Origin of the sequence: Rhodococcus sp. LB1 (genome assembly GCF_001583455.1) — a bacterium.
Lineage (GTDB): Bacteria > Actinomycetota > Actinomycetes > Mycobacteriales > Mycobacteriaceae > Rhodococcus_F > Rhodococcus_F opacus.
Genome location: NZ_LTCZ01000442.1, coordinates 1 through 13,102, shown reverse-complemented (window position 1 = coordinate 13,102; position 13,102 = coordinate 1). Strand labels below are relative to the sequence as shown.

The following is a 13,102-nucleotide window of genomic DNA, read 5'->3' as shown; positions in this document are numbered from 1 at the left end:
CGCACCCGTGCGTGGTTAGCGAGTCCAGAGACTCGTCAACCACGCACGGGCGGCGAAGCCGCCTACCGCTGGATCGACTTGATCTCGAGGAACTCCTCGAAGCCGAGGACGCCGGCCTCGCGGCCGATGCCCGACTGCTTGTACCCGCCGAACGGGGCGTTGGTGTTGAACCTCCCGCCGTTCACCTCTACCTGGCCGGCGCGCAACTGCCGCGCGACGCGGTCGGCGCGGTCCTGGTCACCGGACCAGACGCCGGCGGCGAGTCCGTACTCCGTTGCGTTGGCGATCCGCACCGCGTCGTCCTCGTCCTGGTACCCGATGATCGACAGGACGGGGCCGAAGATCTCCTCCTTGGCGATGGTCATGTCCTCGGTGACGCCGGAGAACACGGTGGGTCCGACGAAGTAACCGGATTCCTGGCCGGTCTCCCGGCCGTCGAGTACCGCCTGTGCGCCTTCCGCGATGCCCTGTTCGATGTAGCCGCGCACCCGCTTCAGCTGGTTCGAGTTCACCAGCGGCCCGAGCACCGACGTGGCGGCCGTCGGATCGCCGACGGAGTAGTTCTGCGCGACCTGCGCCGCGATGGCGGCGGCCTCGTCCACCTTGTGCGCGGGGACCAGCATCCGGGTCAGCGCCGAGCAGGTCTGACCGGAGTTGAGGAAACACTTGGCCACTCCGTCGGTGACAGCCGTCGTCAGGTCGGCGTCGTCGAGGATGACGTTGGCCGACTTGCCGCCGAGCTCGAGTGCCACCTTCTTCACCGTCTCGGCCGCGACCACCGCGACCCTCTTTCCCGCGCGGGTGGAGCCGGTGAATGAGACCATGTCCACCTCGGGATGGCCGGCGATCGCCTCGCCCACGACGGGCCCGAATCCGCTGACAAGGTTGAACACGCCTGCCGGCAGACCGATTTCGTCGAAGATGTCGGTGAGAGCGTACGTGGCGAGCGGTGCCACCTCGGTCGGCTTGAGCACGACGGTGCATCCCGCGGCCAGAGCACCGCCGACCTTGAGCACCACCTGGTGGAGTGGGAAATTCCACGGGGTGATCGCCCCGACCACACCGATCGGCTCGCGCACGATCAGCGAGTTGCCCACCTCGTGGGCGTCGAAATCGTAGGTGGCGGCCAGTTCGGCGAAGGCGGCGAGGTTCGCGAGCGGCATGCCGATCTGAATGGGCTTCGCGAATCCCAGCGGCATGCCCATGTCGCGGGACACGAGGGCGGTGAAGTCGTCGAGGCGCTCCTGGATCAGGGCAGCGGCCTTCTGGAGGTACTCGCCACGTTCCTTGCCGCTGAGCGCGGACCATGCGGGGAAGGCTGCTCGCGCGGCCTTCGCGGCGCGATCGACGTCATCGGCGGTGCCCTCGGCGACTACCGCGATGACGTCCTCGGTGGCCGGATTCACCACGTCGATCCGGCCCGTTCCCTGCGAATCGATCCAGGATCCGTCGATGTAGATCTTGGTCCGGTCCAGAACTTCGCTCATCGATCAGCCTCCAGTGAAAGTGTTGCGGATCCCCCTGCGCCCCGCAGCTTACGACCGGAATCCTCCCGCAAGGGGCGAATGCGATCTCCCCGAACCAGACACCGGGACGGCACCGATCGCGGACCATCGACGTACGGCAGCACATCGGCGAAGAGGAGCGATCAGATGCGCACGCAGTCACCGGCACGCACCCTTCTCGGCGTACTCGGAATCGCCGCCGTGCTCACCGCCTCGGCGTGCGGCTCGACGGACGAGACGGGGACCGCCGAACCCTCACGTGACATCACCTTCACGAGATCCGCGCCGACCGAGACGACCGCACCGCACCCCGACCGCTGCCTGATCGGCGAACTGCAGGTGACGCTCGGACAGGCGAGTGGGGCCGCCGGATCTCAGGAGATCCCGCTCGTCTTCACCAACACCGGCACCCGCGGCTGCGTCCTCCACGGGTACCCGGGGGTCTCGTACGTCGCCGCCCCGGACGGTCCGCAGGTGGGTGCCGCGGCCGATCGGGACGGTGGCACCGAGACTCCGGTGACGGTCGCCCCGGGCGCACGGGCCACCGCAGCGGTGCGTGCCACGGTGGTGCAGAACTATCCCGCCGAGACGTGTGGCCCCACTCCGGTCGCGGGATTCCGGGTGTACCCACCCGACGACACCGGGTCGGTATTCCTCCCCTACCCCACCACCGGCTGTTCGCAGACCGGCGTGAAACAGCTGTCGGCGCAGCCCGTGATCGGGTGACCTGGTTCACCCGCCCCGGGTGAATCGGCTCACCCTGCCCTCGACCTACCGTCGGGCTACCGACTCGCGTAGAAGGAAGGCAGAGGCATGTTCGAGATCATCCGCGAAGTGCATTCCGAAGTTCGGCACCGCCGTGGTCCGCGGCATCACCACCATCTCCTCACCCGAGCGGAGCGCCGGTCGCGGATCCTGAAGCACTTCCACATGTGATCAGCCGGGGCGGCCGACCCTCCGACCAGGCCTGTTCTTTGCCTTCGCTAACAATTGGCATGGATGGGTACTATCCGACGTCGTGACTGACAGCAGGCTGGAATCGGCGAAAGTGTCCAGAGACGACTCGGACGAGTCGCCGATCGGGACCCCGCCCCAGTCGTCTCCCCTCCGTCAGTCGGTCCGCTCCGCCCGCCTTCTCGCGATCGTCGCCTCCGTCGTCGGAGTGCTGCTCACGTTGTCGCTCCCGTTCCTTCCGGTCGAGCAGGACAGCGCGACCCTCAGCTGGCCGCAGAACGGCAGCACCGGAAGCGTCGAGGCACCGCTCGTCACCTACGCGCCGCTGAGCCTCGACGTGCAGATCCCCTGTTCGGCGGTCGGTGAACTCGCCGACCGCGGCGGGATCCTGACCTCCACCGCCCCCGCGGGCGCCGCCGACGCCGCGAAGTACGGACTGGTCGCCAGGGTGAATCCCGCGACCCCGGACAGTCCCGCCGGCGTCGAGGTGCTGTTGCGGAACAAGGTGCTCCTGTCGTCGCCGCTGGACCAGCTACCCGCAGACTGCGCGCTCGTGGTCTCGTCGGATTCCACGCGGACCACCGCCGGTTTCGTCGGGGCGGGCCAGGACGCACCGACCGTCGTCGACGGCGACCTCCGCCCGCAGATGGTGGGCATCTTCAGCGACCTCGACGGTGCGGTGCCTGACGGACTGCAGGTGACGGCGCAGATCGACAGCCGCTTCTCGTCGACGCCGTCGACCCTCAAGTTCGTCGCCATGGTGGTGGGCGCGCTCGCGACGATTCTGGCGCTGGTGGCGCTGCACCGTCTCGACAACGTGGACGGGCGCCGGGCACGACGATTCCTGCCCACCCGCTGGTGGTCGTTCGGGGCCGTCGATGCCGTCGTCATCGGCACGCTGGTGCTGTGGCATTTCATCGGCGCCTCCACCTCCGACGACGGCTATCAGTTCAACATGGCCCGCACGTCCGAGGCGGCGGGTTATATGGCCAATTACTTCCGCTGGTACGGCGTCCCGGAGGCACCGTTCGGGTCTCCGTATTACGACGTCCTCGCGGTGCTGGCGAACATCACACCGGCGAGCCCGTTCGTGCGTCTGCCCGCGCTGCTCGCCGGTATCGTCGCGTGGCTGGTGATCAGCCGTGAGGTCGCACCGCGACTCGGCGCCGCGGTCCGGGGCAACCGGCTCGCGCTGTGGACCGGCGGACTGGTGTTCCTCGCGTTCTGGCTCCCGTACAACAACGGTCTGCGGCCCGAGCCGATCGTCGCGGTGGGCGTCCTGCTCACGTGGTGCTCGGTGGAACGTGCCGTCGCGACCCGGCGACTGCTGCCTGCCGCGGTGGCGATTCTGGTCGGTGCGGCGACGCTGACCGCGGGCCCGTCCGGGTTGATCTGTTTCGGCGCCCTGGTCGCGGGCGCCCGGCCGATCCTGCAGATCGTGATCGCGCGGGCCAAGACGGTCGGATACATCGCCTTGCTGGCACCGCTCGTCGCGTCGGGGACCGTGATCCTGGTGGCGGTGTTCGCCGACCAGACCCTCGCCGCCGTCATGGAGATGCAGCACGTTCACGCGATCGGCCCCAACGTCCCCTGGTTCGACGAATACCTCCGCTACCAGTACCTGCTGAACATCTCCGTCGACGGTTCGCTGTCGCGCCGGTTCGGCGTGTTCGTGATGGTGCTGAGCCTGGCCGTGACGGTCCTCGTGATGCTCCGCAAGGGCGGCCGGATTCCCGGGACGGCGGCCGGACCGTCGCGGCGACTCATCGGCATCACGCTCGCCGCGATGGGGCTGATGATGTTCACGCCCACCAAGTGGACGCATCACTTCGGCATCTACGCCGGCCTCGCGGGGTCGCTCGCCGTCCTGGCGTCCGTGGCGGTGAGCACCGCCGTGGTGCGCTCGCCGCGCAACCGCGCGCTGTTCGCGGCCGCCGTGCTGTTCCTGCTCGCGATGTGCTTCACCAGCACCAACGGGTGGTGGTACGTGTCCAGCTACAGCGTCCCGTGGTGGGACAAGCCGGTGTCGATCGCCGGCCTCGGCGCAGGCACCATCCTGCTCGGCGCCACGCTGGTGATGCTGCTGATCGCGGCTTGGTGCTACTTCCGCGAGCCCTACACCCGGACCGAATCCGTGCGGCGACGCCGGTTGTGGGCGATCCCGCCGTTGACGGTGGCGGCCGCCGCGATGGTGCTGTTCGAGGTGCTGTCGATGGCGAAGGGTGCGGTCGCGCAATACCCCGCGTTCTCCCTCGCCCGTTCCAACGTCGATGCCGTCACCGGCGCACCGTGCGGTCTGGCCAACGACGTCCTGCTCGAAACCGATCCGAACGCGTCGCTGCTGCAGCCACTGTCCGGTGACGCCGCGACTGCCCTCGCGGGCACGGGCACCGTCGGCTTCACGCCGAACGGCGTCGCCGGCGACCTCAGTGCCGACGAGGAATCGTCGGATGCGGGCGTCGCCAACTCCGTCAAGACCGACAACACCGAGCAGACGGCGTCGAGCAACGCCGCGGGCACCGGCGGCGGCGCCGGCGCGGTGGGTGTCAACGGCAGCGCCGTGGCCCTGCCGTTCGGCCTCGACCCCGACCGCACGCCCGTCCTCGGCAGCGACGGCAGCGACGGCGACGCGTCACTGACCTCCGGCTGGTACCGGTTGCCGAATCCCGACTCGGACGCCGGGGCGGGTGACATCATCTCCATCGCCGCAGCGGGCCGCATCCACTCCGTCGACGCGGACGGCGTCGTCACCTACGGCCAGAACCTGGAGGTGGAGTACGGCACCGCGCAACCGGACGGCGCGGTCGCGGTGTCGGGACGCGTGACGCCGATCGATATCGGCCCGGCACCGTCCTGGCGAAATCTGCGCGTTCCGCTCGATTCCCTGCCGGACAATACGGATGTCATCCGACTCGTGGCGTCGGATTCGGACAGTGATCCGCAGCAGTGGCTTGCGGTGACGCCGCCGCGTGTTCCCCGGACGCAGACACTGAACGACGTGATCGGATCCGACTCGCCCGTGATGATCGACTGGGCTGTGGGACTGGCATTTCCGTGCCAGCGACCGTTCGACCACCGCACGGGTGTCGCGGAGGCGCCCGAATACCGGATCCTCCCCGACCGTCCCGGCGCGATCATGACGAGCCTGTGGCAGGACCGGTACGGCGGAGGCCCCCTGGGCTGGATCGAGATGACCCGGGCGAGCCGAACCATACCGTCGTATCTGCGGGACGACTGGGACCGTGACTGGGGCGGAGTGGAGCAGTACTCCCCGCTCGACCCCGACGCGAGGACCGCGGAGATCGACACCACCCGGATTCAGCGTTCGGGCATGTGGAACCCGGCGCCGATCATCACGGCCTACTGAGCGTCGGTGACGCGCCCGTGAGCCGGGCGCGTCACCTGTCACCTCAGAGTTCGAATTCCGCCGGGGCGATGCCGACGGCGAAACAGGCGTCCCGCACCACGTTTCGCTCGTGCTGGTCGAAGTTGCCGTCGGCGCCACCGATGACGATGCCGATCTGGATGACGGCACGTGCCTGATCCTGCTTGGACTTCAGCTTCGCGATGGTGGCGGTGGCCTCGATCTTGCCGAACTCGAAATCGGACTGCAGCTTGCTGCAGTACCAGTCGAACTTCTGGCTCAACTCGTCCGACGGGAACACACTCAGCGCCTCGTTGCTGGTGATCAGCGCCGCGGTCTTCTGACGCTCGGACGGGTCGATGGTCCCGTCCGCAGCGGCGATGAGGGCGCACATGGCCATGCTGGCGTTGGCGAACTCCTTGTTCTGGAACTGTGCCGTCTTGGTCTTGAGCTGGCCGTTCATCTCGAACGCCTTTGCCTTCAGCTGATCCCAGAAAGCCATTGGACTCCTTCTTCGTGTGCCCACGCACGGTGCGTGTGGTGTCCAATTTGCCAGGTTTCACCCGACGGCGTCGCCGCGGTCGGTCTACCAGCGCAGTCGCAGGAATCGCCGCTAGGGCCGCAGCGACTGCAGCCCTCCCGTCGGCACGTGGATCCACCCCTCCCGTTCGGCGATGGCGCGGTCGTCGCCTTCCGGTAGTGCTGTGCAGCCGACGGCCGCGGCCCGCGCGATGACGGCGGCCAGCACGGCGTCGAGGGCGTCGTCCGATTCGCGGCAGATCGTCTGGAATGCACCGAGATCCATCCAGTCCGCGGCCGTCAGGAGCGCGTCGACCAACTCCCCCAGCGTCACCCGGTTCTGTGCGCTCTTGTATCCGCGCGACACCAGCCCCCAGGTGCGCAGCGCGGCCGCCGGATACGCCTCGACCACGCGGCCGTCGACGCGACCGACGTCGACCCCGAAGTCACCGAGTTCGGCGAGGATTCCGGCGCAGCGCAACGCGACATGCGCGATGAGATCGGCCGACACACTGAGCGGGGATATCCCCGTCGCGGCCTGCACCACGAGGTCGGTGCGCCGCTTGGTCAGCGGTCGACGCCCGTCGCGGTTGGCGAGACCGCTGGTCGCGGACAGTCGGCCGGCGTGATGGTCGGACACCATCCGGACGAACGCGTCGGGCCAGCCGAACGGTGCATCGATACCGGTCCTGTCGCACGCCAGCACGGCCTCGGTGACGGCGTCGTTCCCGGCTCCCAGCCGGACGGACTCGACGCGGGCCACACCGCCGGACCAGTCGATGATCGCCATAGCCGTCTTCTTCGGTTCGGCCGCCAGGTCGACTCCCACGGTGCGCATCGCCCCAGGCTAGTCCGACCTGCTGAATCAGAAGAAGTGATGAAACGCATCAGTTAGTTGTTCTGTACAGATTCACTGCCTCCGACCATCGTGGTCTCCACTACTCGACCTAGAAGTGGCGCACTTGCGCCGTTCGGAGGATTGATGCCCGACACCCCCGTCGCCCCGATGCTGGAGAAGCACACCATCGGGTTCGTCCCGGAATCCGATCGCCACGGCAAGGTTCGTGATCTGTTCACGCTGTGGTTCGGCGGCAACCTCGCCCCGCTACCGATCGTGACCGGTGCCCTCGGCCCCAGCCTGTTCGGACTCTCGCTGTGGTGGAGCCTCGTCGCGTTCGTCGTCGGACATCTCGCCGGGGGCGCCCTGATGGCGTTGCATTCGGCGCAGGGACCTCAGATGGGAATCCCCCAGATGATCCAGAGCCGCGGACAGTTCGGCACGTTCGGGGCGCTCATCATCGTGGTGATCGCCGCCGTCATGTATCTCGGCTTCTTCTCGTCGAACATCGTCCTGGCAGGCCAGTCGATGCACGGGATCGCGAACGGCATACCCGTGGACGTGGGGATCGTGGCCGGCGCTCTCGGCTCCGCCGTCATCTGCATCGTCGGCTACCGGTTGATCCACATCCTCAACCGCATCGGAACCTGGGTCCTCGGAATCGGAATCCTGGTGGGCTTCTTCGCCATCCTCACCGGCGACCTGCCGTCGGACTTCCTCACGCGGGGCGACTTCAACTTCGCCGGTTGGCTGGCCACCGTGTCACTCGGCGCACTCTGGCAGATCGCGTTCGCACCCTACGTCTCCGACTACTCGCGGTACCTCCCCAAGGACGTGGGCGTGCCGTCGACGTTCTGGGCGACGTACCTCGGGTGCACCCTCGGCTCGTTCCTCGCCTTCGCGTTCGGCGCGGTCGTCACGTTAGCCGCACCGATCGGCATGGGCACGATGGACGGCGTCAATGCGACGACGGGAAGCCTCGGCAGCGTCATGCTGGTGCTGTTCCTGCTCAGCGTGATCAGCCACAACGCGCTGAACCTGTACGGCGCCGTCCTCGCCATCATCACGTCGGTCCAGACGTTCCGCGCCCGCTGGATTCCGACCGCCCGCGCCCGGGTGATCCTCTCGACGATCATCCTCGTCGCGGCCTCCGTCGTCGCCATCGCGCTGTCGGCCGACTTCGTGTCGCACTTCGTCGATCTGGTGGTCGTGCTTCTCGTGGTGCTGGTGCCGTGGACGGCGATCAACCTCATCGACTTCTACATCATCCACAAGGGCGTCTACGACCTCGAGTCGATCTTCCGCTTCGACGGCGGCATCTACGGCCGCTTCAACTGGACGGCCATCACCGCCTACCTGCTCGGCATCGTCGTCCAGATTCCGTTCATGGCCACGTCGCTCTACACGGGCCCGGTGTCCGCGTTCCTCGGCGGCGCCGACCTGTCGTGGGTGGCCGGGCTGGTGGTGACCGGGCCCATCTACCTGCTCCTGGCGCGGCGCGGTGTTCAACCCCTGTCCGCTCGGGCAGGGTTTCGCATTTGTCCACCACCCGGCGGCGCCGGCTCGTTAGGGTCGAAAAAGAGACCGTTCCACCGGAGAAGAGAGTTGTCGCAGATGTCCAGTTTCCCGGGCCTCACCCACGTCGCGATCACCGTGTCCGACCTACCGGCCAGCACCGCCTGGTACACCGCACTGTTCGGATCTGCCCCCGTCCTCGACGAGGACGAGGAATCGGGGACCTTCCACCACCGGGTGTTCGCGCTCGACGGCGGCATGCTCTTCGGCCTGCACACGCACCCAGACAGCGGCGCTCCCGCACGGTTCGACGAACGGCAGGTCGGACTCGACCACATCGCGTTCCAGTGTTCGCCCGACGCGCTGCCCCGGTGGGTGGAGCGGCTCGACGCCCTCGGCATCGAGCACGGGGGCATCAAGACAGCGCACTACGGTTCGGGCATCTCGTTCCGCGACCCCGACAACATCGCGCTCGAATTCTTTGCCCCACCCGTGAGTACTTCTTAACGTCGGGCGGTTAACAAGTACTCACGGGCGGCGGAGCCGCAGGCGTCGAGCAGGGTCAGGGCGAGGGCCAGTGCGCCGTCGACGGCCGCCCGGTCTGCCGCGGGCGCGGCGCTGGCCGCGGCGAACTCGGCCTGATGGTTGACCGCGGGCGCCGAGTCGATGCCGATGTAGGGGTGGATCGCGGGAATCACCTGCGAGACGTTGCCCATGTCGGTGGAGGCCCGGTTCATCAGCGAGTCCGCGCCGGTGCGGAACACGCGGCCCAGTCCCTCCGCGTGCCGGACGTACGACGCGAGCAGCGCTTCGTCGGTGCGGAACTCCGAGTACGGTTCGCTTTCCGGGGCGATGGTCAGTTCACAGCCGGTTGCGACGGCGCCGGCCTCGAAGCAGCGGGCCACGCGGGGCTCGATGCGGGCCAGCTCCTCCAGCGTCTCCGCGCGCACGTACCAGCGACCTTCGGTGCGCTGGGGAATGGCGTTGGGCGCCTCTCCCCCGCGGGTCATCATCCCGTGCACTCGCGTGCTCGACGGAAGCTGTTGGCGGAGAAGCCCGATGGCGACCTGCGCCACCGTGAACGCGTCGGCCGCGTTGACACCCCGTTCGGGGTACGCGGCGGCGTGTGCCGCCTTGCCGTCGTACCGGATGTGGCTGTGGGACACCGCGTACGGTTCGGCCCGGGCGACGTCGACCGGGCCGGGGTGGGCCATGACGGCGGCATGGACGCCGTCGAACGCACCGCGTTTCAACATGTCGATCTTGCCGCCCCCACCTTCCTCGGCGGGGGTGCCGAGCACCGACAGGGTGATGCCGAGGTCGTCGACGAGCGGGGCGAGGACCAACGCCGTCCCCACCGAGATGGCGGAGATGACGTTGTGCCCGCACGCGTGCCCGAGCCCGGGGAGCGCGTCGTATTCCGCGCAGACCGCGAGGTGCAGCGGTCCGGAACCGACGTGCGCGCGGAACGCGGTGGGCAGACCGACGTACTGCTGCTCGACCGTGAAACCGGCGTCCGACAGCACCCCGGCCACCCGCACGCACGAGCGTTCCTCCTCCCACGCGACCTCCGGGTGGGCGTGGAGGTCGTGCGACAGAGCCAGGATCCGGTCTTCCGCCCTCCTGGCTCCGTCACGAACCGCGGCGTCGGCGCTCACAGGTCCCCCGGCACGCCGTAGGACGGGGCGGCCGTCGGATCGACACCGCGCACCCGGTAGTCCCGCTTCTGCGGTTCCCACACCGTCCACAGCCGGCGCAGTTCGCCGACCGGGTCGTCGTGCCAGTCGACGCGCAGATCGGTGACTGGCCAGGGCACGTCCTCGACCACCTGGATTCCCGCCGAGTGCACGGGCCCCGCCTCCCCACCGGTGGTGACCGCCGCGGTGAGTCCGTCGAGCAGTCTGTCCTCGAACGTCGGGGCGGTACTCGACACGTAGCCGAACAGCAGCGACCGGATGACGCCTTCGTCGCGGAGCATGTTGCCGGCGACGGCGGCGCCGCTGCCCTGCGCACTGCTGTGGATGCCCAACGTCTGCGCGCCCGAGTGCACGGCGGTGCCGCCGTCCGCATCGACGACGACGACCTGGCGGTACTCCGGGAACTTCTCCTGCGCGAGTGCGGTTTTCAGCGCGGTCTCCGCATTCGCACCCGAGGCGAGCGCGTCGAGGCCGACCGGTCCCAGCTGCGGATTGGTCACGTTCTGGGAGGCGACGACGCCGACCCCGGACCGCACGTGCAGGCAGCGTGCGGCCACGGCGGGGCTCGAGGAGCAGACGACCATCCCGAACGCGCCCCCGGAATCACGGGCGACGAGTGAGAACGTCATGAGCTGATCACTGCCGTCGCGTCGATCTCGACGAGCCATTCGGGCCGGGCGAGGGCGTCGACGACGATGCCGGTGGACACGGGGTGCACACCCTTCAGCCAGCGTCCGACCACTCGGTAGACGGTCTCGCGGTACCGGACGTCCACCAGGTAGATGGTGACCTTGACGACGTCCTCCAGCCGGCTGCCCGATTCCTTCAGCAGCATCGCGATGTTCGCCATCGCCTTCTCGGCCTGGGCCTCGACGTCGCCGACTCCCACCGACTCCCGGGTGTCGAGGTCCTGTCCGATCTGCCCGCGGAGATACACGACTCCGCCGGCGACGACGGCCTGCGCGAGGTCGTTGTCGAGGTTCTGTTCCGGGTACGTGTCACGGGTGTTGAACGGGCGGATGCGGGTGTGGGTGGTCATGCCGCACCTCCGTCGACGTTGTCCGACAGTCCCGCGGCGGCCTTGACCAGCCCGAGCGGACCGTCGAAGTCGAAGTTGCGGTAGACGGCGGCGAGCTGCGCGAAAGGCGGCGACTGGGCGAAGAGCTGAAACGTCAGGCGATGTCCCGCGTAATCGCTGTTGAGCAGGTCGCGGGCGAACGCGAGCAGCTTGCGACGGTCGTCGGCCACCCAGTTGTCGTTGATGGAGTAGAACTTCTCCAGCCACGGCGCGACGTCGGGGTCGGCGAACGTGGCGGCGTCCGGGGTGATGCAGATCTGGCCGCCGCACAGTTCGCGGGCGATGTGCATCATCGCGGGCAGCTGGCTGAGCGCCATCACCCGGCCGGTGTAGAGCAGGGACTGGTTGGGCATGAGCAGGCCGCCGGGGCTGGGCTCGGCGAGGGAGATGGCCGCGGTGAGGTGGGCGTTGATCGTCTCCCGGTAGCAGGCGAGCTGCGCGAGCTTCTCCTGCACCGCCTGCTGCTTCTCGAGCCCGCTCTGCTTGACGTTCCAGAGTGCGGATCCGATCATCAGATCGGCCAGGTGCAGGGTGCGTTGCACGAATGGGAACGCGCTGTAGCGGTGCAGGGTGGAGCGGATGAACGTGGCCGCCCGGGTGTGCCGGTAGAACAACACGTCTTCCCAGGGGATCTCGACGTTGTCGAACACGACGAGGGACTCGACCTCGTCGACGCGGTTGGCGAGCGGGTAGTCGGCGGACGGCGCGCGGCCGGCGAACCCGTTGCGGGAGATGTACTTCAGCCCCGGCGCACCCATGTCGAGCACGAATCCGATGGCGTAGTCGGACAGTTCGCTGTTGCCCCAGTTGGCGATGGTCGGTTTGGTGAACGCCTGGTTGGAGTAGGCGGCGGCGGTCTCGTACTTCGCGCCGCGCACGACGATGCCGTTGTCGGTCTCCCTCACGACGTGCAGGAGCATGTCGGGGTCCTGATCCTGCGGCGCCTTGGACCGGTCGCCCTTGGGGTCGGTGTTCGCCGACACGTGGAACGGGTCCTCCCGGACCGACCGGTCCAGGTGGCGACGGATGTTCTCCGAGAAGCGCGGGTCGACCTCGTTGAGGACGTCCTGACCGTCGAACAGCGACCACATCTCGCCGATGGTCTCGTCACCGACGCGGGTGACCACGCCCCGGGTGTCCTCGAGTACCAGGTCGACGGCGGCGCGCTTGTCGAGCCAGTCCTGCTGCGTGCGGGGAAGCTTGTTGGCGATGGCGTTGCGTTCGCCGGATTCGGGATCGACGTAGGTCATCGCGTCCTGCGTGGCCTTGTCGTGTGCGAGGTCGTAGATGCGTGCCCGCACGTCGACGATCGGCTTGAACATGGGGTGGTTGGCCACGTCCTTGACGCGTTCCCCGTCGACCCAGACCTCGCGGCCGTCCCTGATGGACTCCCTGTATTCGTCACCGGTGCGGATCATTTCGTGCTCCTGGTCCTCGGCGCGGGGTGTGCGTCCGGGTAGTCGGGAAAGGTGGAAGGTTCGAACGCTGCGGGCTTGCTGTAGGTGTGGGAGGCGTACACGAGCGGTTCGCCGGGGTGTGCCTCCACGGCGGTGACGCGCCCGATGTAGACGCGGTGGGTGCCGGCCTCGATGACGTCGTGGACGGTGCAGTCGAACGACGCGATCGCGTCGT

General features: G+C 68.2%; 12 protein-coding genes and 1 pseudogene. 5 read left to right on the top strand and 8 right to left on the bottom strand.

Features of this window, described 5'->3' with window-relative positions:
• Window positions 1-62: 62 nt before the first annotated feature.
• The gene (locus AZG88_RS48120) at window positions 63-1,487 is read right to left on the bottom strand and encodes an aldehyde dehydrogenase family protein (protein ID WP_061701500.1); all 1,425 of its coding nucleotides are present in this window, start codon (window positions 1,485-1,487) and stop codon (window positions 63-65) included.
• A gap of 165 nt (window positions 1,488-1,652) precedes the next feature.
• Between AZG88_RS48120 and AZG88_RS48115 the strand changes: the two genes are divergently transcribed.
• From AZG88_RS48115 to AZG88_RS48110, 3 genes are all read left to right on the top strand, one after another.
• Entirely contained in the window at window positions 1,653-2,231 is a 579-nt protein-coding gene (locus AZG88_RS48115) for a DUF4232 domain-containing protein (protein WP_061701499.1), read from the top strand.
• Window positions 2,232-2,318: 87 nt separating this feature from the next.
• Window positions 2,319-2,441, top strand: coding sequence for a hypothetical protein (locus AZG88_RS55220; protein ID WP_257014924.1), 123 nt, complete (start codon window positions 2,319-2,321; stop codon window positions 2,439-2,441).
• Between the two features lie 112 nt (window positions 2,442-2,553).
• Window positions 2,554-5,826, top strand: coding sequence for an arabinosyltransferase domain-containing protein (locus AZG88_RS48110; RefSeq protein WP_061701498.1), 3,273 nt, complete (start codon window positions 2,554-2,556; stop codon window positions 5,824-5,826).
• Window positions 5,827-5,869: 43 nt separating this feature from the next.
• Here the strand turns inward: AZG88_RS48110 and AZG88_RS48105 are convergent, their stop codons facing one another.
• Entirely contained in the window at window positions 5,870-6,325 is a 456-nt protein-coding gene (locus AZG88_RS48105) for a tellurite resistance TerB family protein (protein WP_005254018.1), read from the bottom strand.
• A gap of 111 nt (window positions 6,326-6,436) precedes the next feature.
• The gene (locus AZG88_RS48100; protein ID WP_061044395.1) at window positions 6,437-7,180 is read right to left on the bottom strand and encodes a DUF429 domain-containing protein; all 744 of its coding nucleotides are present in this window, start codon (window positions 7,178-7,180) and stop codon (window positions 6,437-6,439) included.
• A 144-nt stretch (window positions 7,181-7,324) separates the two neighbouring features.
• Between AZG88_RS48100 and AZG88_RS48095 the strand changes: the two are divergent.
• Both AZG88_RS48095 and AZG88_RS53215 read left to right on the top strand, forming a co-directional pair.
• Window positions 7,325-8,626: pseudogene (locus AZG88_RS48095) on the top strand (purine-cytosine permease family protein); the annotation flags it as partial.
• Between the two features lie 168 nt (window positions 8,627-8,794).
• Window positions 8,795-9,202 (top strand): VOC family protein, encoded by a 408-nt coding sequence (locus AZG88_RS53215; protein ID WP_197488050.1) that lies wholly within the window; start codon window positions 8,795-8,797, stop codon window positions 9,200-9,202.
• Here the strand turns inward: AZG88_RS53215 and AZG88_RS48090 are convergent.
• The 5 genes from AZG88_RS48090 to AZG88_RS48070 all read right to left on the bottom strand — a co-directional run.
• A complete protein-coding gene (locus tag AZG88_RS48090; protein WP_061701497.1) occupies window positions 9,199-10,353 on the bottom strand; it encodes a M20 family metallopeptidase in 1,155 nt (384 codons plus the stop codon). The two genes, AZG88_RS53215 and AZG88_RS48090, sit on opposite strands and share 4 nt — an antisense overlap.
• Window positions 10,350-11,021, bottom strand: a complete 672-nt coding sequence (locus AZG88_RS48085) for a DUF1028 domain-containing protein (RefSeq protein ID WP_061701496.1) — start codon at window positions 11,019-11,021, stop codon at window positions 10,350-10,352. Before AZG88_RS48085 ends, AZG88_RS48090 begins: the two co-directional genes overlap by 4 nt.
• Complete coding sequence (locus AZG88_RS48080; RefSeq protein ID WP_061701495.1) at window positions 11,018-11,431, bottom strand: RidA family protein; 414 nt, start codon at window positions 11,429-11,431, stop codon at window positions 11,018-11,020. Before AZG88_RS48080 ends, AZG88_RS48085 begins: the two co-directional genes overlap by 4 nt.
• Window positions 11,428-12,888, bottom strand: coding sequence for a 4-hydroxyphenylacetate 3-hydroxylase family protein (locus AZG88_RS48075; RefSeq protein WP_061701494.1), 1,461 nt, complete (start codon window positions 12,886-12,888; stop codon window positions 11,428-11,430). The genes AZG88_RS48080 and AZG88_RS48075 overlap by 4 nt, the downstream gene beginning before the upstream one ends.
• A partial coding sequence (locus AZG88_RS48070) for a flavin reductase family protein (RefSeq protein WP_197488049.1) occupies window positions 12,885-13,102 on the bottom strand: 218 nt, incomplete at its 5' end. The genes AZG88_RS48070 and AZG88_RS48075, both read right to left, overlap by 4 nt.

What these genes read in the sequence shown, in the direction of transcription:
- AZG88_RS48085 (WP_061701496.1), bottom strand. Translation starts at nt 11,021, where the DNA reads ATGACGTTCTCACTCGTCGCCCGTGATTCCGGGGGCGCGTTCGGGATG.
- AZG88_RS48120 (WP_061701500.1), bottom strand. Translation starts at nt 1,487, where the DNA reads ATGAGCGAAGTTCTGGACCGGACCAAGATCTACATCGACGGATCCTGG.
- AZG88_RS48105 (WP_005254018.1), bottom strand. Translation starts at nt 6,325, where the DNA reads ATGGCTTTCTGGGATCAGCTGAAGGCAAAGGCGTTCGAGATGAACGGC.
- AZG88_RS55220 (WP_257014924.1), top strand. Translation starts at nt 2,319, where the DNA reads ATGTTCGAGATCATCCGCGAAGTGCATTCCGAAGTTCGGCACCGCCGT.
- AZG88_RS48080 (WP_061701495.1), bottom strand. Translation starts at nt 11,431, where the DNA reads ATGACCACCCACACCCGCATCCGCCCGTTCAACACCCGTGACACGTAC.
- AZG88_RS48115 (WP_061701499.1), top strand. Translation starts at nt 1,653, where the DNA reads ATGCGCACGCAGTCACCGGCACGCACCCTTCTCGGCGTACTCGGAATC.
- AZG88_RS48100 (WP_061044395.1), bottom strand. Translation starts at nt 7,180, where the DNA reads ATGCGCACCGTGGGAGTCGACCTGGCGGCCGAACCGAAGAAGACGGCT.
- AZG88_RS48075 (WP_061701494.1), bottom strand. Translation starts at nt 12,888, where the DNA reads ATGATCCGCACCGGTGACGAATACAGGGAGTCCATCAGGGACGGCCGC.
- AZG88_RS53215 (WP_197488050.1), top strand. Translation starts at nt 8,795, where the DNA reads ATGTCCAGTTTCCCGGGCCTCACCCACGTCGCGATCACCGTGTCCGAC.